The sequence below is a fragment of the Pseudomonas rhizophila genome, assembly GCF_003033885.1.
In the GTDB taxonomy this organism is placed as follows: Bacteria; Pseudomonadota; Gammaproteobacteria; order Pseudomonadales; family Pseudomonadaceae; genus Aquipseudomonas; species Aquipseudomonas rhizophila.
Genome location: NZ_CP024081.1, coordinates 3,722,164 through 3,746,680 on the forward strand (window position 1 = coordinate 3,722,164; position 24,517 = coordinate 3,746,680).

Sequence of the window (24,517 nt, forward strand, 5' to 3'; positions counted from 1 at the left end):
GCGGGTTCTGACCTCAATGGGGATCAGCCAGGCGCAACGCCAACGGCAGCCAGAGTGCCCACAAGGGCGCTAGCACCAGAGCGGTTCCCACGATGCCAAGCGGCAGCGCAACGCCGGCCAGTGGAGCGCCTGCGCAATAGGCTAGCGGACCGCCGACCATGCCCACCAACGCACCGCGCCAAACAGGCTGTACGGCCCAGGCCAGGCTGTGCCGCAAGCTTGTGGCAAACACCAGCCAGAGCAGCGCAAGCCAGAGGGGCAGGGCGGTCTGAGCGAATCCGAACAGACCCAGCACGCCCAGGCTCCAGTCCAGCACCATGCCGCACAGCCCCACGCGCATCACTGCACGCAACTCGGCCCGGGGCTGTGGACAGAAGCTCAGGTGAGCCAGCAATCCTGCCGCCACAGCCAGGAGCCACCAGGCATTCTGTGCGCCCAGTACACAACCCCACCAGCCCAACTGGACCCAGAGTGCGTTGACGATCAGGCCCGCGCGACTCATCAAGCCTCCCGCCGCTCCAGCAAAGAGAGCTGACGCGCCCCGGGAGCGGCAAAGAGCAGTTGCGCGACGCCGATGGCACGCTCCTGGAATCCGCCTTCGCAGTAACACAGGTAGAACTCCCACAGGCGTTGGAAGGTTTCGTCGTAACCCAGCTCCAGCAGCGCTTGGCGTGATTGCCGGAAGTTCTCGTGCCAGTGCTTCAGCGTGCGGGCGTAGTGCGCGCCGAAGTCTTCCAGGTGCAGCAGGTTGAGCGGTGTTTGACGGCTGGCGGTGTTTAGCAGAACGGACAACGATGGCAGCGCGCCGCCGGGAAAAATATGCCGCTGGATGAAGTCCACCGAGCGGCGTGCCTGCTCATAACGCTGGTCGCGAATGGTGATGGCTTGCAGCAACATCAGGCCGTCATCCTTGAGCAGAGCGCAGCAGCGTCGGAAGTATTCGGGTAAATAGCGATGACCGACAGCTTCGATCATTTCGATCGAGACCAGCTTGTCGTAGCGCCCCTCCAGATCGCGATAGTCCTTGCACAGCACCTCAATGCGCTGCTGCAGACCCAGTGCCTCGACGCGCCGGCAGGTATGGGCGTACTGCTCGTGCGACAACGTTGTGGTGGTCACCTTGCAGCCATATTGGCTGGCAGCATAAATCGCCAGGCTGCCCCAGCCGGTGCCGATTTCCAGTAGGTGGTCGCCGGGGCGCAGGTCGAGCTTGCGACAGATGCGTTCGAGCTTGTTGAGCTGGGCTTCTTCCAGGCTTTGTTCGGGGCTTTCGAACATGGCGGCCGAGTACATCATGGTGGGATCGAGCAAACGCTCGAACAAGTCATTGCCCAAGTCGTAATGGGCAATGATGTTGCGCCGAGAGCCGCGCCGGCTGTTACGGTTGAGCCAGTGCAGCCAACGCAGCACCGGGCGGCCGAGGCGAGCCAGACCACTGTCCATCGCATCGAGCACGTCCAGGTTGGCGACGAACACGCGGGTCACCGCCGTCAGGTCGTTGCTGCGCCAGTACCCCTGGATATAGGCCTCACCGGCGCCGATCGAACCGTTACTGGCGAGCATGCCCCAGACGGCGTCGTCAAGAATTTCGACTTCGGCCTGCAGAGCACTGGCCGGATCGCCGAAGTTTAGCGATTCCCCATCGAGCAGCAGGCGCAAGTGGCCTTGGCGCAGGTGTCGTAATTGGCCGAGGGCGACTTGCTTGAAGACGCCGCCGTTGAACAGGCGAAAGCTGCCGGCCTTAGTAACGCTCAGGGTGGGTTCGGGCATGGTCGGGGTCCTTGTGGGCGGTTTCGCCGACGCTCAGGCCGTTTTGGCTGGCCTGATGGTCGTGCAGGGGCGTGCGTTTGAAGAGCAGGCGCAGGGCCTGCCAGTAAATGGCGCTCAAGGTGCGCAGGCTCATCCACGGGAAGGCCAGGAAGTGACGACGCACAGCCGCGGCATCGAGAGGTTGGCGCTTGAGCGCAAGGTCGGCCTCGAACACCTTGCTGCCATCGCGCCAGTTCTCCATATGCACCCGGATATGTGAGTCCGCGATCAGAAAGCGCATGCGGTAGTCCATGTCCCGAGGCAGGAACGGTGATACATGGAACGCCTTGGCCACCCGGAACGCATGGGGTTCACCGGGGCTTACCGGCAACACATAGTGATAGCGCTCGCGCCATGGGGTGTTGCGGACCTCACAGAGAATGGCCGCCAGACGCCCATCGGTTTCGTGGCAGAAATAGAAACTCACCGGATTGAAGGACAGCCCCCAACTGCGCGGTTGGGTCAGCAGCTGGATTGCGCCTTGGGGCGCGGTGCCCAGGGCCTGGGCAAGCAATTCGCGCACCGCGTCGACCAAGGGGACGCCCAGACGTGTGCGAGCGGGCAGGTAATCGCGCTCGCGCCAGCACAGCGGTGCCAAGGGCCACCCCCGCAGCAGGCGGGACAGACCCAGCACCTGGCTTTGTTCGGCGAGGTCCAGATAAAGCATGCCGATGGGGTATCGGAATCCATGGGCGCGGGGTGAATAGCGGCGATGGTCGATCCAGCCGCGGCACAGGCTGCTATTCAAAGGTATTCTCCAAAATGCCCGGCCACAGCCAGCCCACTGACCACACCGTCTTCGTGGAAACCATTGGCCCAATAGGCGCCGCAGAAATAACTGTGCTGACGCCCTTGCAGATCACCCTGGCGAGCCTGGGCGGCGACGCCGGCGAGGCTGTATTGCGGATGCGCATACTCGAAGCGAGCCAGGACCTTGGCCGGATCCACCACGTCACTCTGATTGAGGCTCACGCAGAAGGTCACCGGGGCGTCCAGACCCTGGAGGATGTTCATGTTGTAGGTCAGCGCAGCAGGCGCTCGCACCGAACCACCCAGTCGGTAATTCCAACTCGCCCAGGCCTGGCGGCGCTGCGGCAAGACACCGGTGTCGGTATGCAGCAGTACTTCGTTGCTGGCGTAGGCCAGGGCACCGAGCACCTCACGCTCTGCTTTGCTTGGCGTTTCAAGCAGCGCCAGGGCCTGGTCGCTGTGGCAGGCAAACACCACTTTGTCGAAACGCTCAAGTCCCGCCGCGCTGAGTATGTTCACGCCTGTCGCGTCGCGGCTCACGCGCTGCACCGGGCAGTTGAGCCGGATATGCTGGCGAAAGTGCGCGCATAACGGGTCGATATAACCCCGCGAGCCGCCCTCGATCACTCGCCATTGTGGGCGTCGGTTGACCGATAGCAGGCCGTGGTTATGGCAGAAGCGCACGAAGAACTGCAGCGGAAACTCCAGCATTCCGGCAGGCGACATCGACCAGATCGCCGAGCCCATGGGCACGATGTAGTGGTCGATGAACCGTTGTCCATAATTGTGGACATGCAGGTAATCGCCCAGCCGGGTGGTGCTGTCGATGCGCTGCGCCTTCAAGTCGGCCGTGGCCTGCCGGTTGAATCTGAGGATGTCCTGCAACATGCCCCAGAAGCTCGGCGACAGCAGGTTGCGTCGTCGGGCGAAAAGGCTGCGCAGGGTATGCCCCTTGTACTCTTGGCCAGTGGCCGGGTCATGCACCGAAAAGCTCATTTCAGTGGCACGGGAAGTCACGCCCAACTGGTCCAGCAAGCGGATGAAGTTCGGATAGGTCCAGTCGTTGTAGACAATGAAACCGGTGTCCACCCCATAACGCTGGCCTTGCCATTCCACGTCCACGGTGTGGGTGTGGCCGCCGATCCGCTCGTCGGCTTCGAACAGGGTGATCTGGTGCTGGCGAGCCAGCAGGTACGCGCATGTCAGCCCCGATATGCCGCTGCCGATGATTGCGATGCGCATGTTTCAAGACTCCTGGGAAGAGCGTGCCAGACGCCGGCCAAGGGCCAGGCGCCAACGGGCGGGCAAGCGTCCGAGCGAACGCAGGACGAAGGTGAAAAACCATGGAAAAGCGATGTCCAGCGGTCGCGCGGGCAGGCGCTGGGTGATATGCCGCGCTGCGCGCTGGGCCGACCAGCGCATGGGCATCGGAAAGTCATTGCGGCGGGTCAGCGGGGTGTCGACGAAACCGGGGCTTACCAAGGTGACATCGATACCCTCGGCGGCCAGATCGATGCGCAACGACTCAAACAAATAACGCAGCGCCGCCTTGGACGCGCCATACGCGCCGGCACGCGGCAAAGCCAGCCAGGTCACTGCGCTGCACACCCCCACCAAATGCGGGCGTTGGCCTCTGCGCAGCAAGGGCAGGGCGGCTTCCAGGCAGTGGCTGGTGCCCAGCAGGTTGGTGGTCAATACCCGTTCGACCAGTCGCGTGTCGAAGTGCCCAGGCTCCAGGTATTCGCAGGTTCCGGCATTGAGAATCACCAGGTCCAGCGCCCCCCATCGAGCGTCGATGGTCCGGCAGATATCGGCCACTTGCGCTGGATCGGTCAGGTCTCCCGGCAGCACCAGGACCTGATCCTCATAGCGAGTCGCTAACGCTTGAAGGGGTGCGACCTGGCGCGCACTCAGCGCCAGACGGTGTCCTTGCTCAAGAAGCTGCGAGGCCAATGCTGCACCGATACCGCTACTGGCGCCGGTCAACCAGATGCGACTCATGCCAGCCTCCGCTTCAGCCAGCCGATCACCGAGCCAAACAGTGGAAGGTGCTCGTAGAGCAGGGCACCCGCGTCGAAGAAGTCCTGGTGCAGGTAGACCCGTTCGTTCCAGCGCAAATAACTGCAGCCTTGCAGGGAGATAAGTGCGCCGCCGGCCAGACGTGGGTGGCTGTAATGCAGCGTCCAGCGTAGATAGCCCTCGCCGGGGCCAACCTCATCAAAGCCATGAAAGTCGTAGCGCACCTGATCGACGTTGGCATACATCTGCGCGAAGTAGTTGCGCAGGGCAGGCAGGCCTTCGATCCGATGCAATGGGTCCTGGAACTTAATGTCAGCGCTGTAGAGGGTATCGAGCTCGGCCAGGTGACTGGCGTCCAGCTCGGCGAAGGCGCGGGCAAAACGCTGGAGGTAGGCAGACATGTCAGGCTCCGAATTATTGTACAGGTAGTTATTCCTGTACAAGTTTTCGAAGCCTACTGCACGAATTGTACGTTTTAAAGTGTTTTGTATAGGTATTTGTAAATTTGTATAACTTTGCTGCTGAACGAGCCCGGTCATGATCGGGCTCGGCTGGTTCAGTGCAACGGCTGAATGTCAGTCAAGTGCGTTGCAGAAACCACGAATCGCTTCGCAGGCCTGGCGCAAAGACGCATCGTCCAGGGCGTAGGCGATACAGCAGTTTTTTCCTTGCCTGCAACGATAAAAACCCTCGTTTCGCAAATTCCCGCCTGCCGACAGAATCGCTTCGACACCTCTTGTCGATCGTCGCAAACGCAGAACTACAAAAAATCCAAACCCGAGGCGGCGTCATGCCGGCCTGAACCATCCCACTGCCGGAAGTGCACAGACATGCCCGTTGAGACCCTACAGATAGATACGCTTGTTATAGGCGCCGGCCAGGCCGGCGTGGCCATGAGTGAACATTTGAGCCGCCAGGGAGTGCCTCATCTTGTGGTGGAGCGCAACCGCATTGCCGAGGCCTGGCGCACCGCGCGTTGGGATTCGCTGGTGGCTAACGGCCCGGCCTGGCATGACCGCTTTCCGGGGCTGCAATTCCAGGGGCTCGACCCTGATGCCTTCGCCACCAAGGATCAAGTGGCCGATTACTTCCAAACCTATGCCAATACAATCAACGCACCGATCCGCACCGGTGTGGAAGTCAGGGAGGTACAGCGTAATGTCGGCCGCCCAGGCTTCAGCATTGAAACCAGCGAGGGCCCGATCGAGGCCATCCACGTGGTGGTCGCCACCGGGCCCTTTCAACGGCCGGTGATTCCACCTATCGCCGCGGATATGGCGCAAGTCACCCAGATGCACTCCGCCCAATACCGCAATCCCCGGCAGCTGGCCGAGGGCGCTGTACTGGTGGTCGGGGCGGGCTCGTCGGGGGTACAGATCGCCGATGAGTTACAGCGCGCTGGCAAGCAGGTCTACCTCTCGGTGGGCGCCCATGATCGCCCGCCTCGGGCCTATCGCAACCGGGATTTCTGCTGGTGGCTGGGTGTGCTCGGCGAGTGGGATGCGGAGGCCGTCCAGCCGGGCAGGGAGCATGTGACCATCGCCGTGAGCGGTGCCCGCGGCGGCTATACAGTGGACTTTCGCAGGCTGGCCCATGAGGGCATCACCCTGGTGGGCCTGACGAAGTCGTTCAACGGTAGCGTCGTGACGTTTGAACCCAACCTTGCCGAAAACATTGCCCGTGGCGATGAAAACTACCTGGCGCTGCTGGATGCCGCCGATGCCTACATTGCCCGCAATGGCCTGGACCTGCCGCCGGAGCCAGAAGCCCGCCGGCTGTTGCCTGACCCGCACTGCCTGACCCATCCGATCCTGGAACTGGATCTGGTGAACGCTGGGGTGACCACCGTGATCTGGGCCACCGGCTACTCGGTGGATTACAGCTGGCTGAAGGTCGACGCGCTGGACGCAAACGGCAAGCCACGGCACCAGCGGGGTGTTTCCAGCGAACCGGGTGTGTATTTCGTGGGTCTGCCCTGGCTGTCACGGCGCGGGTCGGCGTTCATCTGGGGCGTGTGGCACGACGCCCGGCATATCGCTGACCACATCGTGAAACAGCATACCTATCTCAACTATCGAGACGCTTCGCAGCGCCAGAACGACGACGTTCAAGCCCCGGCGCTCGATAGCGATTCGAACAGTTCGAAAACCAGCCTCATGGGAGTCCGTTGATGCCTACCCACACTCGCATCCGCATGTTCAACACCAAAGACACCTATCCCAACCAGACGCTGGACAACGACTTGTGCCAGGCCGTGCGCGCCGGCAATACCGTCTACGTGCGCGGTCAGGTTGGCACTGATTTCAACGGCCAGTTGGTAGGTCTGGGCGATCCGCGTGCCCAGGCTGAACAGGCCATGCGCAACGTCAAGCAATTGCTGGAAGAGGCCGGCAGCGACCTGAGCCACATCGTCAAGACCACCACTTACCTGATCGACCCGCGCTATCGCGAGCCGGTGTACCAGGAGGTGGGCAAATGGCTCAAAGGGGTGTTCCCGATTTCCACCGGGCTGGTGGTCAGCGCCCTCGGCCAGCCGCAATGGCTGATGGAAATCGACGTGATAGCAGTGATCCCCGAATAAGGAGAGTGGAGCATGACTTTTTCCATTGTCGGGCGCTGCGCCGAGACGGGCCAGTTGGGCATCGCCATCAGTTCCTCGAGTATTGCCGTCGGCGCCCGTTGCCCCTGGTTGCGGGCCGGTGTCGGCGCGGTGTCGAGCCAGAACATCACGCTGCCGGCCCTGGGTCCGCAGATCCTCGACGAACTGGCCGGCGGCCTGGCCGCCCAAGAGGCTATCGACCGCGCCCTGGCGCGCAATGGCTACAGCCAGTACCGCCAGGTGGCGGTGGTGGATGCCCACGGGGGCACGGCGATTTTCAGCGGCAGCCACGCCTTGGGCACCCATCGCGCGCTGGCCGGTGAGCAATGCGTGGCGGCCGGCAATCTGCTGGCCAGTGTGGACGTGATCGACGCCATGGTTGCCGCATTCGAACACAGCGAAGGTTGCCTTGCCGCGCGCCTGCTGAGTGCGTTGCAGGCCGGGCAGAGCGCAGGTGGTGAAGCCGGAGCGGTGCATTCTGCGGCGCTGTCGGTGGTGGATGAACTCACCTGGCCGATCGTCGATTTGCGTGTCGACTGGGCCGAGGAAAACCCCATTGGTGAGCTGGAAAAACTGTGGCTGGCCTATCAACCGCAACTGCAGGACTACCTGACCCGCGCCCTCGATCCGACCCTGGCCCCCAGCTACGGAGTGCCGGGTGATGAGTGAGCTGCGCAGCCGCGCACTGCTCGCCAGCCTCGTGGGCTTTGCCACGGTCAGTCGCGAGTCGAACCTGGCGCTGATCGAGTTCGTGCGTGGCTACCTCCACGATCTGGGCGTGAGTTGCGAACTGATCTACAACCCCGAGCGGACCAAGGCCAACCTGCTGGCGAGCATCGGCCCAGCGGTGCCCGGTGGGGTCGTGCTGTCCGGTCATACCGATGTAGTGCCGGTGGACGGACAGCACTGGACGGTCGATCCGTTTTGCCTGAGCGAGGTCGGCGGCAAGCTGTACGGCCGGGGCACCGCCGACATGAAAGGCTATTTGGCTTCAGTGCTGGCGGCGGTGCCGATGTTCCTCGCCAGCCCGCTTCGCCGGCCCGTGCATCTGGCGTTCTCCTATGACGAAGAGGTCGGTTGCCTGGGCGTACGCAGTCTGCTGCAAGTGCTGGCGCAACGCATTCCCCAGCCTGCGTTGTGCCTGATCGGCGAGCCCACCCAACTCCAACCGGTGTTGGGCCACAAAGGCAAGTTGGCGATGCGTTGCCATGTCAAAGGGGCGGCCTGTCATTCGGCCTATGCGCCCTACGGGGTGAACGCCATCGAACAGGCAGCGCGCCTGATCAGTCGGTTGGGGGAGATCGGCGCGAATCTGGCCGAACCTTCACAGCACGATGCGCGCTTCGATCCGGCGTACTCCACGGTGCAGGTGGGCGTGATCCAGGGCGGTACCGCGTTGAACATCGTCCCGGCCGATTGCCGCTTCGATTTCGAAGTGCGCGCCTTGCCGGATTTCGCCCCACAAGTCGTCGTCGAGCAATTGCGCGAGTACGCCGAGCAGGCGTTGCTGCCGGCGATGCGGGCCGTGCAAGGCGACACCGCGATCCGGTTTGAACCACTGTCTGCCTACCCGGGCCTGGCAACCCGACCTGACAGCGCCGCCGCGCGTCTGGTGGCCGAGCTGTGCGGCAGTGATGCCTTCAGCACCGTGGCATTCGGCACCGAAGGCGGCCTGTTTGATCAGGCCGGAATCCCGGCGGTGGTCTGCGGCCCCGGCAGCATGGATCAGGGGCACAAAGCCGATGAATACGTGAGCGTTGAACAGATGGCGGCCTGCGACCGATTGATGGATCGCCTGGCGAGCCATCTCAGCGAACCCAACGACTTCTGAGACAAGGAATTTGCGGTGAACGATTTCAATGTTTGGAAAACCCGGGCCGCGCAACTGCGCCTGAAGGATAACGCCCTGATTGACGGCCTGCCTCGTGAGGCCGGCACTCTGGGCCGGATGATCATGGCCCCGGCGCTGGTAGCCAGCCATGCCGACATCAACGAACTGGTCGACAAGACCCGTATTGCTGTAGATCGCACCGCCCGCGCTTACGGTCGCCTCTGAGTCCCGTCGCCGGCTCGTGCGGGCGAGCCGGCCTTTCGAGGAACCGCTTCATGTCCAGATCCTTGCGTTGCAATATCGCGTGCGCCCTGGTGCTGCTGAGTAGCAGCGTCCTGGCCGCGCCACAGAGCCTCACCGTGATTTCCTTTGGTGGCGCCACCAAGCAGGCCCAGGACAAGGCCTACTTCCAACCCTTCAACGCCAGCGGTGCAGGAAGCATTGTCGCCGGCGAATACAATGGCGAGTTATCGAAGATCAAGGCCATGGTCGCGGCCGGCCACACCAGTTGGGATGTGGTCGAAGTCGAAAGCCCCGAGCTGTTGCGCGGTTGTGAGGAGGGCCTGTTCGAAAGGCTCGATCTGAGCGCCTTGGGTGATCCGGCGAATTTTGTGCCGGGAACACTCACCGAATGTGGCGTGGCCACGTATGTCTGGTCGATGGTCCTGGCCTATGACCAGAGCAAGTTGGCCAAGGCCCCCAAGTCCTGGGCGGATTTCTGGAACGTCACCGAATACCCGGGCAAGCGCGGGTTGCGCAAGGGAGCCAAGTACACCCTGGAAATTGCCTTGCTGGCCGATGGGGTCGAGGCGCAGGAGTTGTACAAGGTGCTCAACACCCCCGAAGGCGTGTCGCGGGCGTTCGCCAAGCTGGATCAGATCAAGCCGAACATCCAGTGGTGGGAGGCCGGTGCGCAACCGGCACAGTGGCTAGTGGCGGGGGACGTGGCGATGAGCGCTGCCTACAACGGTCGTATCGCTTCGGCGCAAAAGGAAGACATGAAGCTGAGTATCGTCTGGCCGCAAAGCCTGTATGACCCGGAGTACTGGGCGGTGGTCAAGGGTACGCCGAACAAGGTCCTGGCCGAGCAATTCATTGCCTTTGCCAGCCAGCCGCAGGCGCAGAAGGTGTTCTCGGAAAACATCCCTTATGGGCCGGTGCATCGCAAGGCGCTGGCGTTGTTGCCTGGAACAGTCCAGGAGCAGTTGCCTACCGCCGAGGCCAACCTGGCCGAAGCCCGGGCCGTGGATGCCGAGTTCTGGGTTGACCATGGTGAGGAACTGGAGCAGCGCTTCAACGCCTGGGCCGCTCGCTAGTCACAACGTTCTGCACGCCTTCAATGGCTGGCTCAGGCCAGCCATTGTTTGAACTGCTCTTTGCAGTAATCCACGAATAACTGCGCAGGTTTGGTCAAGTGCGCGCGCTTGAGCCATCCTGCCACCAGGGCCGAACCGGTGACGTCCTCGGCGATGTTGACGCACACCACTTGCTGCCCATCGTAGGTGCAGGTGGAATGTGGCCGGGTTACCAGCAGCGCAAAGCCGAACGATTGCCCGACCATGCCGCGCACCATTTCGATCGAGGGTGAGCTGAAAACAATGTTCGGTGTCAGGCCCAACTCTTCGAATATGCTCACAAAATAGGTCCGGCTGGGTTGCACGTCCAACAGAATCATCGGCTCCAGCGCCAGATCGCGCAGCGACACCTGAGCCTGGCTGGCAAAGCGGTGCTCCGCCGGCAGCAGCGCGTAAGGTCGTTGCGGCGCCATCAGCGCCTCGGTCTCGATGGTGCCGTCGAGGTCGTGCTCATAAAAAATCGCCAGATCAAAACGGCCCCCCGTCAAACCTTGCACCAGTTCCTGTTGCTCGCCGTCCTGTAGACGGATCTCCACGCCGGGGTAACGCTGGCGAAAACCGGCGATCAATCGTGGCAAGTACAGGGGCGCGACAGTCTCGAAACAGCCAATGTCGATCTGACCGCTGACCACGTCGTTGTCGGCCAGCGCGTTCTGCTCGAACTCTCGCGCCATGCGCAGCAGTTCCTGGGCTTTGCGATAGAAGCGAGCGCCGCTGGGGGTTAGCGACACACCCTGGGCGTGGTGACGGATGAGCAACTGCACGCCGAAACTGTCTTCCAGCCCTTTGACGGCGGTCGCAATCGAGGGCTGGGCGATGTACAGCTTGCGGGAGGCTTCGGCGACGCTGCCACATTCGACGGTGGTGACGAAGTACTTCAGCTGACGCAAGGAATAGGACGCCACGGCACACCTCGATCCGGATGATTTTTGCCTACCTTACCTTGTGCACAGAGGGCAGTGGGCGGGCATTGCGACGGATTTTACTGGGCAGTGACGATATTCAGACTGGCTTGGGGACGAGCGCCTGAAAAAAAACGCCTGCCCAAGCATCATCGGCAGGCGTCTGGGAAAGACCGGCGCAGAAAGGAGGGACTGGCCGGGGTCGGAAACGGACTCAGGCCACCGGGATCAACGGGTCGGCGGCGGCCAGTGCGGTCGCGCGATCAGCCGCGGGCGGATAGATCCACACGGTGTTGATCTGGGTCTTGAGCTCCTTGGCTTCCTGCCCGACCAACTTGAGCTGGCGATCCCAACCCTCGGTATACACCGCGCCCCAGGCACCCAGGTCCAGACAGGTCACGTACTTGGGTTGGCTGTAGGCCATCGGCGCGACGCCCAACAAGTCGGCCGCGACGTTGTTGCCGGCATAGCGGCCCAGGGCGATGGCGTGCTGGCAGGACATGGCCGCGTAGTTACCCAGGGTGTCGGTGGCGGCATAGGCCACGTCGCCGGTGGCAAATATGTCGTTCTGGCCCAGGACTTTCAGGTTGGCATCGACGTGCAGGCGACCCTGGCGATCGCGAGTGCCGGGTATCTGTTGGGTCAACGGACTGGCGCGGAACCCCACGGTCCAGATCACAGTATGGGACTCGATACGCTGGCCGCTCGACAGGGTGACGCCACCGGCATCCACCGATTCGACCGAGTCGTTGACGATCCAGTCGATACCCAGATGCTCGGACGCTTGGACAATGGACGGACGAATGCCGTCGCCCAACGCTGCGCCGATCTGCGACCCGCGATCCACCACGATGACCCGGATGTTAGCGTCTTCACCCAGGACCGCGCGCAGGCGTGCCGGCATTTCGGTGGCGGTTTCGATCCCGGTAAAGCCTCCGCCGGCCACCACCACGGTGTTGCGGGCCGGGCTGTCCGGAAGATTTTTCAGGGACTTGATATGGGCTTCGAGGCGGGTTGCCTGTTCGATTTCATCAACGTCGAAGGCATGCTCGATCATGCCTTCAAGGTCTGGGCGGACCAGTTGGCTGCCCGCCGCGAGCACCAGGCGGTCGTAGACCAGGCTGCCCTCGGTGCCGAACACATCCACGTAGCCAACCTGTTTGTTGTCGACATCGATACGGCTCGCCGAACCTTGTACGAATTTCACGCCCACCGCGTCGAACAGGCCACCCAGCGGGGCGGCCATGGTGTGGACGTCCGGCTCATAGAAACGAGGACGGATGCGCAGCTCAGCCTGGGGGGCCAGGACGCTGATCTGCACGTCATTACGATCGTGTTGGTCCAGCAGCCGGGCGGCGCTCAATGCACTCCAGACCCCGCCGAAACCTGCGCCAACAACCAGAATATGTTGTTTCATGATGAGCTCCCGAAGACAAAATCGATACGTTGAATTGTTTAACTGTTTCAGCGTGACCGTGTCGCGAACTACTCCAAAAGCGCCTGGCTGCAATGAGTTGCCATCGAGCACATTCAATTTCAGTTCGCTGTAGGGAAGCTTATTGGCAGGGCCTGTGTTTAACACTTCTACATAAGGTCATCCGGCCTATGCCTGGGTAGGGGGGATCTATACAAAGGTATGAGGTCGCGACGATGGCGCGGCATCAGGAAGGCCGGCCAACTATCGATTCGATGCAGGCGATCAATTGAGCGCAGTCGAAGGGCTTCGGGAAAAACGCCACCGGCTCGGGCGCCCCGGCGCTGACACGGGGTGGCACGCCAGGGTATCCGCTAATGAAAATGATCGGGATATGAATGCCCAGGGTCGACAGTCGATCGTACATCTGAATACCGGTCATGCCAGGCATTTGAATATCCGATATCAGGCACGCTGTGTTTTCAAGTTCACAAGAAGATAAAAAGTCCAAGGCGCCCGCGTATGTTGTAACCCGATATCCGTGGGAACGTAACAAGCCATCCAGTGCAATTCGAACTGACTCGTCATCATCAACAATTGAAATAGTTGCGGTATTGGACATGTCGATACCTGGGGTGATATCAGGTAGCCATAAAGGCGCCTGTATCACTGCAAGATACGCCGTCCAATAGTCCCGCCAAGTATACGTGTGTATGAACTTTCTACTGCTCGCCGCGCCATTCCAGCACCTGGGCCATGCGGACCAGATCGGCAAACGAGCCTGCGCACATTTTGCGCATGGCTTGGCCGCGGTGAATCTTGACCGTGATTTCGCTCAAGCCCAGTTCCCCGGCGATCTGCTTGTTCATCAGGCCTGACGCCGCCAGCGCCATGACCTGTTGCTCGCGCGGGGTCAATGTGGTGTAACGGTCAAGCACTTGCTGATGGCTGCGTTCGGCGTCGCGCCGCCGGCAGTCCTGTTGATGGGCGGCGGTCACGGCGTCGATCAGGTCTTGTTCGCGAAACGGCTTGGCGAGGAAATCCACGGCACCGGCCTTCATCGCCCGCACGGTCATGGCGATGTCACCGTGGCCGGTCATGAACACGATGGGCAGATGGACGTTGGCCGCGACCAGCGCCCGTTGGCACTCCAGGCCGCTGGTGCCTTGCAGCCGTACATCCAGAACCAGGCAACTGGGCAGGTCGGGCCTGGAATGGTTCATGAACTGTGCGACCGAATCGAACAGATGCACCTGCAGGCCGATGGAGCGCAGGAGGCTGCCGAGGGCTTGGCGCAGCGGTGCGTCGTCGTCAACGATATAAACGATGGGCTCGTTGCCGAGGACCGGTTTCGAGGGCTGCATGGCGTTCATTGCTCGCTCCCCGACACAGCGGTGCAAGTGAGCCGCGGCAGCGCGAACCTGAATGAGGTGCCTTGGCCGGCCTCGCTGGTCGCCCAGATCCTGCCGTCATGGAAGTCGATGATGGACCGGCAGATGGAAAGGCCCATGCCCAGACCGTTTTCCTTGGTGGTAAAAAACGCATTGAACAAGGACGGCAGGACCTCGGGGGCAATGCCGGTTCCGTGGTCAGTCACCTCCAGCAGCACTTCGTCATCCTCCATCCAGGTGCGTATGTGCAGGGTTCGTTCGTGTACCTTGACTGCGTCCATGGCGTGACAGGCATTGATGATCAGGTTGATGATCACTTGCTGCAGTTGCACCCGGTCTGCGCTGACCTGGCTGTCGGTCGCTGCCAGCTCCACCTTCGCCCGGACTTTATGATGAGCCAGTTGCTGCTGGACCAGGTTCAGGGTCTCGCGGACGATGTCGTCCAGCGGCTCGGGCTGGCGCACCGGGTCGCATTTGCGCGACAGCGCTCTGATACCGCTGATGACCTCGCTGGCGCGACAGCCGTTGGCGACGATTCGGTCGAGGCAATCCAGGGCTTCCCCGAGATCGGGCTCCGGACGTTTGAGCCAGCGGCGGCAGGCCTCGCCACTGCTGGTGATGGCCGTCAGTGGCTGATTGACCTCGTGGGCGATGGACGCGGCCATTTCCCCCAGGGAGGTCAAGCGCGTGACGTGGGCCAATTGGCTCTGGGCGCGGAACAATGCGTCTTCGGCCTGCTTGCTGGCAGTGACGTCCATGAGCGCGCCCAAGTACTGGAAACGGCCATGCTGGACGAGCAGGGGGCTGGCGATCATGTGGATGTGCTTGATGCGCCCATCAGGCATCAGCAGGCGCAGCTTGACCTCGATCTGCGGTTCACCAGCGGCGGCCTGTTGGAAAACCCCGCGTGCCAACTCCAGGTCTTCAGGGTGAGTGCGCGCCAGCATCATCGACACCGTCGGTGTCTTGTTGGGCGAGTACTCGAAAATCCGTGCCGACTCCTGCGACCAGGTCAACGCTTGGCGATCGCCGCGAAAGCCCACGCTGCCGGTCTGGCTCAGGCGCTGGGCGCCGATCAGGTAAGCCTCGTTGTGCCGCAGGCTGTCGGAAGCCTGCTTGCTGCGCAGCGCCAGGAACGCAATGGCGGACAATGCGGTCAGGCAGCGAAAGAAACCGGTGGTCGATTCCCAGCGGTGATAGCCGCCGTTGTACAAGAACATCGCGGTGAGCAAGCCCATGCACATCAGCGCGACGGTGATCACCAGATTGATGGAGAACAGGTTGGCCGCCATCAATAACAAGGTGATGTACAGCAGGGTCGGCGCCAGGTCGGAATGGGTCTCGGAGTTGATGATGACAATCCCGCAAGCCACCACCAGGCCTACCAACCAGCCGAGGGCGTTGACCAGCGGATGGGTACTGATTCCCATCGACAGTCGCGGCCCCTTCTGGCATGGGGCGTATCGCAGGCTGTCATAGACGTTCTTGAGCATCGCGGAGGGTAGGGGCACGCTGGCAGACCTTTTGTTTTTACGTGGTCTCGCTCTGGGATGTCGGGGGACAGAGCATCGGTTCGTATCTTAGAAGCGCCGCTTGGGCTGAGGTAGGACATAAAACCCTGAAATTCCGCCAGGTCGTGCCAACACTTTATTTGTGGCGAGGGGATTTATCCCCGCAGGGTGGCGCAGCGGCCCCCAAACCAGGCAACTCGGTGTGCCAGGAAGATTGAGTTCACTGCTTTAGGGCTGCTGCGCAGCCCCAACGGGGATAAATCCCCTCGCCACAAAGGCAGTGTTCGCCACAGGGCTTGGTATATACCGAAGTATCGATGAAGCCGCCCAAAGGGTGGGTGGAGTGTCCCCACGTACAACAGACACTGGCTTGCCTCGGGGATTACGCTTTCAACACCTCGTCGCCGTAGGCCTTGATGGAGGGCGCAGGCGATGATCTTGTCCACTCCTGACTCAATGGCCTGGCGCCTGGGGCGACGACGATGATGAACAGAAATGACCTGCGTCGTGCTGACATCAATTTGCTGGTGGTCTTCGAAACCATGATGCACGAGCGAAACGTGACCCGCGTCAGCGAAAAGCTGTTCCTCGGCCAGCCAACGATCAGCAGTGCCCTGGCACGCCTGCGGTTGATGTTCGATGATCCCTTGTTCATCCGTTCGGGGCGGTTGATGGAACCGACCTCCCGGGCGCGGGAAATCTTCTCCAATCTATCACCGGCGCTGGACGGCATCGCCGCAGCCTTGAGCCGCTGCCAGGCGTTCGAGCCAGCCACCAGCGAGGCGACCTTCCATATCGGCCTTTGCGATGACGTCGAGTACGCACTGCTGCCGGAGTTGTTGCGGCGCCTGCGGGTCGAGGCACCGGGCACCACCTTGGTGGTGCGCCGGGCCGATCAATGGCAGGTGTCCCAGCTGTTGGCCAGCGGCGAGATATCCCTGGGCATCAGCCCGACCCTGGAGCTGCCGGCCAATGCCCGGCGCAAGACGCTGCGGCCGATTCGACCGATGCTGCTGCGCGCCGATTCGCAGCCCGGCGAACTGACCCTGGATGAATTCTGCCGTCGGCCCCATGCCGTCGTGTCGTCCATGGGCAATGTCATCGATGATTCGGACCGTGCGTTATGCCTGATGGGCCGACAGCGCCGGGTGGTGTTGACCGTGCCGCAGTTCAGCGCCTTGCCCGTGCTGTTGGCCGGGAGCGACATGATTGCTATCGTGCCGGATTACGTTGCCCTGGCGATGGCCGTGCTGGCTGGCATGCGGGCTCAAGCGGCCCCGATCTGCTTGCCCCAGCACGAGCTTTCCATGGTCTGGCGCGGTGCTTCGCACAATGATCCGGGGGAGCGTTGGCTGCGCTCCCGCTGCAGCGCACTCCTGGCTGAGCAGGGCGACTCGCAGGCGCGATCCTGGAAAGTGGCCTGACAGGCCAGTAGCGCAAGTTTCGCGCTTAACGGGAAAACCGGCTGCGATACTCGCGGGGGGAAATCGACAGGTGACGCTGAAATGTGTGACGCATTCGTTCCTCGTCACCGAAACCGCAGGCGCGGGCGATCTGGTCGATGTTGCGCTGAGAGTCTTCCAGCATTCGCCGCGCCGCCTCAAGGCGGAACATCTCGATGGCTTTGGCCGGGGTGCGGCCGGTCTGGCGTTTGTAGACCCGGGCAAAATTGCGCGGGCTCATCCTGGCCTGGCGGGCCAGTCGCTCGACGGTGAGGTTGTTGTCGTCCAGGTGTGCGCAAATCCACACGTGCAGTTCATCGAAGCCGGCGCTCTCCTGCATCTGCGATTGCAACAGTTGGCTGAACTGCGCCTGCCCGCCGGGGCGCTTGAGAAACACCACCAGCTCACGGGCCACCTGCAGGGCCACGTCGCGACCGCAATCGGCTTCGACCAATGCCAGGGCCATGTCGATGCCCGCGCTGACACCGGCCGAGGTCCAGACGTTGTCCTGCTGGATGAAGATCGCATCAAGATCCACCTCAACCGACGGGAAACCACTCTTGAGCATCTCGCACATGGCCCAATGGGTGGCGGCCCGGCGTCCGTCCAGCAAGCCGGCCTGGGCCATGAGGAAAGTGCCGCTGCACACCGATGCGGTGCGCCTGGCCTGGACCGAGGCAATGCGCAGCCATTGCACCAGGTCGACACAGTCGATCATCGCCTGCCGAATGTCCGGTGCCCCGGGGACGATCAGCGTATCGATGAGCGTCCCGTCGAGCTCCCGCAGGGCACGGGTATCCACGACCAGGCCTTCGGCGCTTTGCATCAATCCGCCTGCCAGACTGGCGGTGTGCATGGCGTAGCCGGGCAGGCCGCGTTCGGTCATGGCCTTGGTGGCGGCCCAGAACACTGTTTGGGCGCCGGTCAGGTCCAGCAAGCCCATCTGCGGATAGGCCAGGAATACCAGGGTGCGCGGTTGGGAAATGGACTCGGCGGCGAGGCCGACATCCAGGGTCATCTCGTTCATGATCGTTTCGCGCTGGGTGTTTGTCAGGGCCGGTGAAAGAGTCTATCCGTTTTCGGCACAATTGAACGAATGGCCTACCCAGCGGAATGGAACTTGCCTGAGCTTTGATCCATAAGCCCTGGAATCATCAAAGGTCGGGTCAATGAACAATGACAACATGGCGCAGCCAGCGGTCTCGTCGGAGGGACTGCCGATGCTGCCGATCAATCGGTTCCGCACCACAGACATCGACGAGCACGCCCGGAACATGGGCGGTTGGCAGGTTTGCTACGACCAGTTGACCCCCGGGCGCTTCGACGGCGAGTTGATCGAGTTCCGCTCGGAGTGGATGCAACTGGTGCGCGACCGCTCTAATCAGGCCCTGACCAAGCAAGGCACGGCTTGGGAGGGCGCCATCACCTTCAGCGTGCCGCTGAGTGCGGACGGGCCGGTCTTTTGCTCCGGGCACCCGATTGTCGAGCCCAGCCTGTTGGTCGCCCGTGGGCATAACCTGCCCGAGCTGCGCACGCCCCAACATCTGGATCTGCTCGGTGTCGCCATCGACGAGCAGGCGTTGGAGCATGTGCTGGAACGTCAAGGCAGCCGCTTTCGAATTACCGATCTTCCCAAGTGTTACCGTCTCGGCAACTCGACGCTGCCCGCCGGGCTTGCGGCGTTATTCGATGAGCTTGAAGGGGGCGAGCAGGGGCGTGACTCGTTGCTGGGTTACGAGTCGATTCGTCGTGGCCTGCGTGACACGGTGATGCTGCACATACTGGAACTGGTGGCACCGGACGAGGCGCCGCCGCTCAGCCCCACGGCGCGCAAGCGCATGGTCGACCGCGCCCGGGAGTACGCCTTGGCCCATGTCGATGAGCCGCTGTCGATCCTCGACCTGTGCAACCACATCGGGGCCAGCCGACGCAAACTGCAGTATTGCTTCCAGGAAACCCTGGGTATCAATCCGGTGGCCTATTTACGCGCGTTGCGCCTCAATGCCGTGCGTCGTGAACTGCGCAACGGGGATCAGGCCCTGGGCGTCCAGGAGGTGGCGGCACGCTGGGGCTTCTGGCACTTGAGCCGCTTTTCCAGCGATTATCGGGTGCTGTTCGGCGAGACACCTTCCCAAACCCTGCGTCGCACGCATCTGTGCTGAAAACGGATAACGGCTGACCGGCCGGCTCCCTAGGATGACCCCAACACCACAGGGTTGGAGGGGCATTCGATGAATCAAAATAAAAAAGCAAACGCCTGGCGCTGTACTTGGTTGACCTTGGGGCTGATCGGTATGGGGGGCGCTGCCCATGGCACCGAAAACGGTGCGCCGACCACGGCGGTCGGAGTCTATGATTTCGGCGCGGGCATGATGCCGCCGGCCACGCCCTTTGGCACCGTCGGCCTGCGCACCGCGTTCTATTCGACCAACGTGCAGAAGGACCGCCACGGCAAGTCCGTGGACAACAATTTCTCCCTGGATGTGCTGTCCATCGGCGTCGCCTATATGCGCATGACCGATTACACCGTGTTGGGCGCCCAGTATGGCTTCGGCGCCGTCGTGCCGTTCTTCCAGATGGACGCTTCGGTGCAGGTGCAGACGCCAATCGGTCCGCTGGACCTTGAGGCCGATCCGTTTCGCATGGCCGACATCCAGTTGTTGCCGCTGATCCTGCAATGGACCCTCTCGCCCAACCTGTTCGTCAACACCCAGTTCCAGATCCAGGCACCGACCGGCGACTACGACAAGAACCGGCTGATTTCACCGGGGCTCAACCACTGGACCTTTTCGCCAATCCTCAACGCCACTTACATCTCCGACAGCGGCTTCGAAGTGTCTTCCAGTTTCGAAGTCGACATCAACACACGCAACCCGGCCACTGATTACAAGAGCGGCGTCGAGTACCGCCACGAATTCGCGGTGGGCCAACACGTCGGGCCCTGGACGGTGGGCGTGGGCGGGTATTACTACCGCCAGTTCAGCGATGACGATGCGCCAGGGCTGCAATCGGGCAATCGCGCCCGGGTGATGGCCGTCGGGCCGGCGGTGAGCTACTTCAAGCCCGGGATGCCGCCGGTATGGCTGCACGTCTACAAGGAGTTCGACGCGCGTAACCGTGCCGAGGGCTACACCACGGCACTGCGCATTTCTCACAGTTTCTAAAGGGGCTCCCATGAACCAATCAAGTTCCGTTTCAACGGCCGCAGCCCCGTCACGCCAGGCCACGGGTCGGCGTGAAGGGCTGGTGCTGATGCTCGGCAGCAGCCTGACCATCATGGGCTCGGTGATGGTCGCCCCCATCTTGCCCCGTTTGGGCGCCGAATTCGGTCCCATGGAGCCGCGGGCCAATCTGCTGGTGCCGCTGGCGATCACCGGGCCGGCCCTGACGATTGCCCTGTGCGCGCCGTTGGCCGGTTGGCTGGCGGACCGGGTCGGGCGCAAGGCGCTGCTGGTGATTGCCACGTTGCTCTACGCAGTGCTCGGCGCGCTGCCGGCGATGCTCGATAACCTGCCGGCGATTGTCGGCACCCGGCTGCTGTTCGGCTGCGCCGAGGCGGCGGTGATGACCTGTTGCGCGGCCCTCATCGCTGACTACTGGCACGGCGAAGAGCGCTTGCGCTACGTCAATCGGCAAGTGGTGACCATCGGCCTGGTGGGGGCGCTGTTTTTTGTGGTGGGCGGGGCGCTCGGGGAGCATTCGTGGCGCTCGCCGTTCCTTTTGTACCTGCTGCCATTGTTGCTGGTGCCCGCCATGATGAAGGTGCTGTGGGAGCCGTCGATGGCCAAGCGACCAAGGGCCGAGCAGCAAGCGGACGAATCGGGTCCGGCCAAGGTCGCGGTACGGTCGCTGGTGATCGGTTACCTGATGATTCTGGGCGGCATGGTGCTGACCTTCATCGTGCCGATCCAGGCGCCTACGCTGTTGGTCAGCCTGGGCATCACCTCCAGCACGCTGATCGGCATGGCGGCAGGCTTGAGCCTGCTGGCGACCCTGGGCGGTTCGTTGATGTGGCCCTTGCTGCGCCGTCGCTTCGGGATCGCCGGTTGCAACGCGCTGTTGCTGAGTCTGATAGGGCTTGGGCTCTGGCTGCTGATGCGCGCCCAGAGCTACAACGCCGTGCTGGTGGCGGTCTTCATTCAGGGCCTGGGTTCCGGATTGCTGGTGCCCAACGTGATGGCTCCCGTGATGAATGCCTTGACTGCCAGCACCCGCGGCCGTGGCCTGGGTGGGTTCACCTCGTTTCTGTATATCGGCCAGTTCGTCAGTCCGCTGGTGGTGGCCTCTGTGGGCGCCTTCGCCAGCGATCTGCGCCAGTCGATCCAATGGCTGGCAGTCGCCAGTTTTGCCGCCGCGCTGCTGTGGATCGCTGTCGGTCTGCGTACGCGAGGCCATGGTCAGGCGACCACTCTCGGCTCCCGTCAATCGTCATGAAACAAGGAATCTGAAGCATGGGCATGCAAGACATCCACCACTTGATGGACAACGAAGACGCCAGCGCACTGGCCGAGTGGGTCAGGCGCGGCGAGATCCGCCCCGGCGAACTGCTGGAGGCGGCCATCGAACGTCTTGAACGGGTCGAACCGCAGCTCAACGCGGTGGCCGAGCGGTTATACGATTCGGCGCGGGAAGCGGCCGACACGCCTGAGGTCGGGCAAGGTCTGTTGGCGGGCGTGCCGACGTTGATCAAGGACCTGTTTTCGCCCGTTGCGGGGGCGGCAATGACTAACGGTTCACGCTCATTGGGCGATTTTCGCGCGGATTTCGAATCCGAAGTCGTCACCCGCTTGCGCCGTGCGGGCTGTCAGGTAATGGGCACCAGCACTTCACCGGAGTTTGGCACGTCGTACTCCACCGAATCTTCACGGTTTGGCGCCACCCGAAACCCTTGGAGCACCCGGCATAGCGCCGGTGGTTCCAGCGGTGGCGCAGCAGCGCTGGTGGCGGCCCGGGTCGTGCCGTTCGCCCACGGCAACGATGGCGGCGGGTCGTTGCGGGTGCCGGCCTCTTGCTGTGGCGTCTTCGGGTTCAAGCCAAGCCGCGGCCTGCTGCCGTCCGGGCCGATGATCGGCGAGGGGTGGGCGGGGATGGGCACGCCCCATGCGATCACCTTGTCGGTGCGCGACAGCGCCGCGCTGTTGGACGCCACCGCCGGAATGGACCTGGGAGCGCCCTATGCCGCGCCGGTCCAGACGTTGCCCTATGTGACGGCGTTGCAGCGCGACCCGCAACCGTTGCGCATTGCCCTGGTGGAGCAACTCGGTCCCTGGCCGACATCGCCACAGAGCCTGCAGGCCGTAGGCGAGGCGGCGCGGTTGTGTGAGTCCCTCGGCCACCGTGTCGAACCGGTAAACCTGCCGGTGGTATTGCCGGAGTTTCTCGATCAGGTCTTCACCATCATCGGCGCAAGCACTCGCCATTACGTTGACCTGCTGGGCCAGATGCGCGGGTTCGCGGTACAGGCCGAGGAGCTGGAGGTGCGCACCCGGATCATCCTGCGGGACAAGGGCAACGTCAACGGCGCTCAGTACGCGGCTGCAGTGGAGTGGATTCATACCCTGGGTCGACAACTGGCGACGTTCATGCACGATTACGACCTGATCCTCACCCCGGTCCTGACCCGTGAACCGGTACAGATTGGCGAGCTGGACGTTGAGGACGTGTGCATGAGCCTCGATCAACTGCTGGAGCGCTACCACAGCTACTCGCCATTCACCGCGCTGTTCAATGCCAGCGGTCAGCCGGCGATGTCCGTGCCGTTGTCCTGGAGCAGCAACGGCCTGCCGATGGGCGCGCACTTCGCCGGTCGCTTTGGCGAAGAAAGCACCCTGCTGGCCCTCGCCGCGCAATTGGAACGCGCCCAGCCGTGGCGTGACCGGGTGCCTGAGGTGAACGCCTGTCGTCGTTGAAGGCGGCGATGTCTCAATAAAGTGAAGCGGGCCGGTTCCAAGCACGGCACATCCAGCGTCGATGGAATGCCGATCTCGATGCCTGATCAGGCCCGCTTCCCACCACTCAGCTGTGCCCCTCCCGAAAACGCTGATCAAAATCCTCCGCCAACTGCGCCAGGGTGATGCTGCCCAAACGCTTGAGCAGCAACGCCTGAGCCTCATCGAACGCATCCGTCAGCGCCGCATTCACCGCTTGTTCCACCAGGCACTGCGGGTGATCGGTGGACAGGCCGATGGCAAAAATCGACGTGCTACCCAAGGCCTGATGGATGTCGAGCAGGGTCATCTCTGCCAGGGATTTGCTCAACGTCCAGCCGCCGCGATGGCCTTTCTCTGACGTGACATAGCCCTGTTCCTTGAGCAGCGCCATGGTCCGGCGCACCACCACTGGGTTGGTGCCGAGCATCTGCGCGATGGTGTCGGAGGTGGCGGATTGCTGGTGACGGTCCATGTGGATGAGTACATGAAGCATGCGGGACAGGCGCGTGTCGTTTCTCATGGTAACGGCGTTGTTCTGTGGTTGAGACGGGGTGGAGTATCGCCTGTAATTGCAAAAGTTACGAGATCGTTGACAGGCGCTTTTCAAGGAACTTACGATGTGTCGAGACTTTGGCGATCCTTCGAAAACCACCCTTGGAGAGAGATCATGGGCTACGACGTCATCATTACAGGCGGCAGCTATGCGGGTATGTCGGCAGGACTTCAACTGGCACGGGCCCGGCGAAAGGTGCTGGTGATCGATGGGGGGCAACGCCGTAACCGGTTCGCCGCGACTTCCCACGGGTTTCTTGGCCAGGATGGCCGCGCACCCGCTGACATCGCCGAGGATGCCCGCGCCCAGCTCATGGCTTATCCGACGGTAGAGTGGGTGTCGGACACCGTGGTCCAGGCGCGCAAGGAGGAGGGCGGCTTCACCCTGGAAACCGCCCGAGGGCAACATTTCCAAGCCCAACGCCTGCTGCTGGCCACCGGAGTGGTCGATGATTTGCCGGCGGTGCAAGGCCTGGCTGAGCGCTGGGGCAAAAGCGTTTTCCACTGTCCTTACTGCCACGGCTATGAGTTGGACCAAGGGCCGATAGGCGTGCTGGCGACGTCGCCAATGTCGCTGCACCACGCCTTGATGCTTCCCGACTGGGGGCCGACGACGTTCTTCACCAATGGCGTATTCGAGCCCGACCCGGAGCAGCGGGCCAGCCTGGAACTACGTGGGGTGACGCTGGTAGCCGAACCGGTCGAACGCATTGAAGGCGAACGGGCGAATGTGGTCCTGGAAGGGGGGCGCGTGGTTGTCATTGATGGTCTGTTCGTCTTGCCCCGCACCCGCGTGGGCAGTTCGTTGGCTGCGTCTCTGGGGTGTGAGTTCGAGGACGGCCCGCTCGGTGCCTTCATCCACACTGACATGACCCGCGAAACCAGCGTGCCGGGATTGTTTGCCTGTGGTGATGCGGCCATGCCGTTCGGCTCGGTGGCACTGTCGGTGGGCGATGGTGTGCGGGCGGGGTCGGGCGTGCACCGATCGTTGATCTTCGGCACACACTGAAAA

At 62.5% G+C, this 24,517-nt stretch carries 24 protein-coding genes and 1 pseudogene; 12 read left to right on the forward strand and 13 right to left on the reverse strand.

Features of this window, described 5'->3' with window-relative positions:
• Positions 1-13 precede the first annotated feature (13 nt).
• The 6 genes from CRX69_RS17330 to CRX69_RS17355 are packed head-to-tail and all read right to left on the reverse strand — an operon-like array spanning position 14 to position 4,979.
• Positions 14-502: a DUF2878 domain-containing protein gene (locus CRX69_RS17330; protein WP_047229153.1), complete on the reverse strand. Its 489-nt coding sequence runs from the start codon at positions 500-502 to the stop codon at positions 14-16.
• Positions 502-1,770 (reverse strand): SAM-dependent methyltransferase, encoded by a 1,269-nt coding sequence (locus tag CRX69_RS17335; protein ID WP_047229152.1) that lies wholly within the window; start codon positions 1,768-1,770, stop codon positions 502-504. Before CRX69_RS17335 ends, CRX69_RS17330 begins: the two co-directional genes overlap by 1 nt.
• Entirely contained in the window at positions 1,742-2,557 is an 816-nt protein-coding gene (locus tag CRX69_RS17340; RefSeq protein ID WP_047229186.1) for a DUF1365 domain-containing protein, read from the reverse strand. The genes CRX69_RS17335 and CRX69_RS17340 overlap by 29 nt, the downstream gene beginning before the upstream one ends.
• Entirely contained in the window at positions 2,554-3,801 is a 1,248-nt protein-coding gene (locus tag CRX69_RS17345; protein ID WP_107322438.1) for an NAD(P)/FAD-dependent oxidoreductase, read from the reverse strand. The genes CRX69_RS17340 and CRX69_RS17345 overlap by 4 nt, the downstream gene beginning before the upstream one ends.
• Positions 3,802-3,804: 3 nt before the next feature.
• Complete coding sequence (locus CRX69_RS17350; RefSeq protein ID WP_047229150.1) at positions 3,805-4,560, reverse strand: SDR family NAD(P)-dependent oxidoreductase; 756 nt, start codon at positions 4,558-4,560, stop codon at positions 3,805-3,807.
• Positions 4,557-4,979 (reverse strand): nuclear transport factor 2 family protein, encoded by a 423-nt coding sequence (locus CRX69_RS17355; protein ID WP_047229149.1) that lies wholly within the window; start codon positions 4,977-4,979, stop codon positions 4,557-4,559. Before CRX69_RS17355 ends, CRX69_RS17350 begins: the two co-directional genes overlap by 4 nt.
• A 429-nt stretch (positions 4,980-5,408) precedes the next feature.
• On the opposite strand from CRX69_RS17355, the gene CRX69_RS17360 reads away from it, so the two are divergent.
• From CRX69_RS17360 to CRX69_RS17385, 6 genes and pseudogenes are all read left to right on the forward strand, one after another.
• Positions 5,409-6,749 carry a flavin-containing monooxygenase gene (locus CRX69_RS17360; protein ID WP_107322439.1) on the forward strand — a complete coding sequence of 447 codons (1,341 nt, stop codon included), beginning with the start codon at positions 5,409-5,411 and terminating at the stop codon, positions 6,747-6,749.
• The gene (locus CRX69_RS17365) at positions 6,749-7,159 is read left to right on the forward strand and encodes a RidA family protein (protein ID WP_003201555.1); all 411 of its coding nucleotides are present in this window, start codon (positions 6,749-6,751) and stop codon (positions 7,157-7,159) included. Before CRX69_RS17360 ends, CRX69_RS17365 begins: the two co-directional genes overlap by 1 nt.
• Before the next feature lie 12 nt (positions 7,160-7,171).
• Positions 7,172-7,846, forward strand: a complete 675-nt coding sequence (locus CRX69_RS17370) for a DUF1028 domain-containing protein (protein WP_107322440.1) — start codon at positions 7,172-7,174, stop codon at positions 7,844-7,846.
• Positions 7,839-9,008: an acetylornithine deacetylase gene (gene argE / locus CRX69_RS17375; protein WP_107322441.1), complete on the forward strand. Its 1,170-nt coding sequence runs from the start codon at positions 7,839-7,841 to the stop codon at positions 9,006-9,008. Before CRX69_RS17370 ends, argE begins: the two co-directional genes overlap by 8 nt.
• 102 nt (positions 9,009-9,110) lie before the next feature.
• Positions 9,111-9,233, forward strand: a pseudogene (locus CRX69_RS27905) (hypothetical protein); the annotation flags it as partial.
• Between the two features lie 50 nt (positions 9,234-9,283).
• Positions 9,284-10,324 (forward strand): ABC transporter substrate-binding protein, encoded by a 1,041-nt coding sequence (locus CRX69_RS17385; protein WP_107322442.1) that lies wholly within the window; start codon positions 9,284-9,286, stop codon positions 10,322-10,324.
• Between the two features lie 32 nt (positions 10,325-10,356).
• On the opposite strand, the gene CRX69_RS17390 is transcribed toward CRX69_RS17385, so the two are convergent.
• The 5 genes from CRX69_RS17390 to CRX69_RS17410 form a co-directional block, all read right to left on the reverse strand.
• Positions 10,357-11,268 carry a LysR substrate-binding domain-containing protein gene (locus tag CRX69_RS17390; protein WP_107322443.1) on the reverse strand — a complete coding sequence of 304 codons (912 nt, stop codon included), beginning with the start codon at positions 11,266-11,268 and terminating at the stop codon, positions 10,357-10,359.
• Between the two features lie 211 nt (positions 11,269-11,479).
• Positions 11,480-12,682, reverse strand: coding sequence for an NAD(P)/FAD-dependent oxidoreductase (locus CRX69_RS17395; protein ID WP_107322444.1), 1,203 nt, complete (start codon positions 12,680-12,682; stop codon positions 11,480-11,482).
• Positions 12,683-12,926: 244 nt separating this feature from the next.
• Complete coding sequence (locus tag CRX69_RS17400) at positions 12,927-13,301, reverse strand: response regulator transcription factor (RefSeq protein WP_047229142.1); 375 nt, start codon at positions 13,299-13,301, stop codon at positions 12,927-12,929.
• Between the two features lie 100 nt (positions 13,302-13,401).
• Entirely contained in the window at positions 13,402-14,052 is a 651-nt protein-coding gene (locus CRX69_RS17405; protein WP_107322445.1) for a response regulator transcription factor, read from the reverse strand.
• Positions 14,049-15,500: a sensor histidine kinase gene (locus tag CRX69_RS17410; RefSeq protein WP_107323271.1), complete on the reverse strand. Its 1,452-nt coding sequence runs from the start codon at positions 15,498-15,500 to the stop codon at positions 14,049-14,051. The genes CRX69_RS17405 and CRX69_RS17410 overlap by 4 nt, the downstream gene beginning before the upstream one ends.
• A 563-nt stretch (positions 15,501-16,063) precedes the next feature.
• Here CRX69_RS17410 and CRX69_RS17415 point away from each other — a divergent pair.
• A complete protein-coding gene (locus tag CRX69_RS17415; RefSeq protein ID WP_107322446.1) occupies positions 16,064-17,005 on the forward strand; it encodes a LysR substrate-binding domain-containing protein in 942 nt (313 codons plus the stop codon).
• Between the two features lie 25 nt (positions 17,006-17,030).
• Here the strand turns inward: CRX69_RS17415 and CRX69_RS17420 are convergent, their stop codons facing one another.
• On the reverse strand, positions 17,031-18,041 hold the full coding sequence (locus tag CRX69_RS17420; protein WP_107323272.1) for a GlxA family transcriptional regulator: 1,011 nt from the start codon (positions 18,039-18,041) through the stop codon (positions 17,031-17,033).
• 151 nt (positions 18,042-18,192) lie between these two features.
• Between CRX69_RS17420 and CRX69_RS17425 the strand changes: the two genes are divergently transcribed.
• From CRX69_RS17425 to CRX69_RS17440, 4 genes are all read left to right on the forward strand, one after another.
• A complete protein-coding gene (locus CRX69_RS17425; protein WP_107322447.1) occupies positions 18,193-19,185 on the forward strand; it encodes a helix-turn-helix domain-containing protein in 993 nt (330 codons plus the stop codon).
• A gap of 69 nt (positions 19,186-19,254) precedes the next feature.
• Positions 19,255-20,187 (forward strand): SphA family protein, encoded by a 933-nt coding sequence (locus tag CRX69_RS17430; protein WP_107322448.1) that lies wholly within the window; start codon positions 19,255-19,257, stop codon positions 20,185-20,187.
• Between the two features lie 10 nt (positions 20,188-20,197).
• On the forward strand, positions 20,198-21,457 hold the full coding sequence (locus CRX69_RS17435) for an MFS transporter (RefSeq protein ID WP_107322449.1): 1,260 nt from the start codon (positions 20,198-20,200) through the stop codon (positions 21,455-21,457).
• Between the two features lie 17 nt (positions 21,458-21,474).
• Positions 21,475-22,932 (forward strand): amidase, encoded by a 1,458-nt coding sequence (locus CRX69_RS17440; protein WP_107322450.1) that lies wholly within the window; start codon positions 21,475-21,477, stop codon positions 22,930-22,932.
• Between the two features lie 106 nt (positions 22,933-23,038).
• Here CRX69_RS17440 and CRX69_RS17445 read toward each other — a convergent pair whose 3' ends face one another.
• Positions 23,039-23,473: an Rrf2 family transcriptional regulator gene (locus CRX69_RS17445; RefSeq protein ID WP_107322451.1), complete on the reverse strand. Its 435-nt coding sequence runs from the start codon at positions 23,471-23,473 to the stop codon at positions 23,039-23,041.
• Positions 23,474-23,620: 147 nt separating this feature from the next.
• Between CRX69_RS17445 and CRX69_RS17450 the strand changes: the two genes are divergently transcribed.
• Positions 23,621-24,514: an NAD(P)/FAD-dependent oxidoreductase gene (locus tag CRX69_RS17450; RefSeq protein WP_107322452.1), complete on the forward strand. Its 894-nt coding sequence runs from the start codon at positions 23,621-23,623 to the stop codon at positions 24,512-24,514.
• The last annotated feature ends 3 nt before the right edge of the window (positions 24,515-24,517 follow it).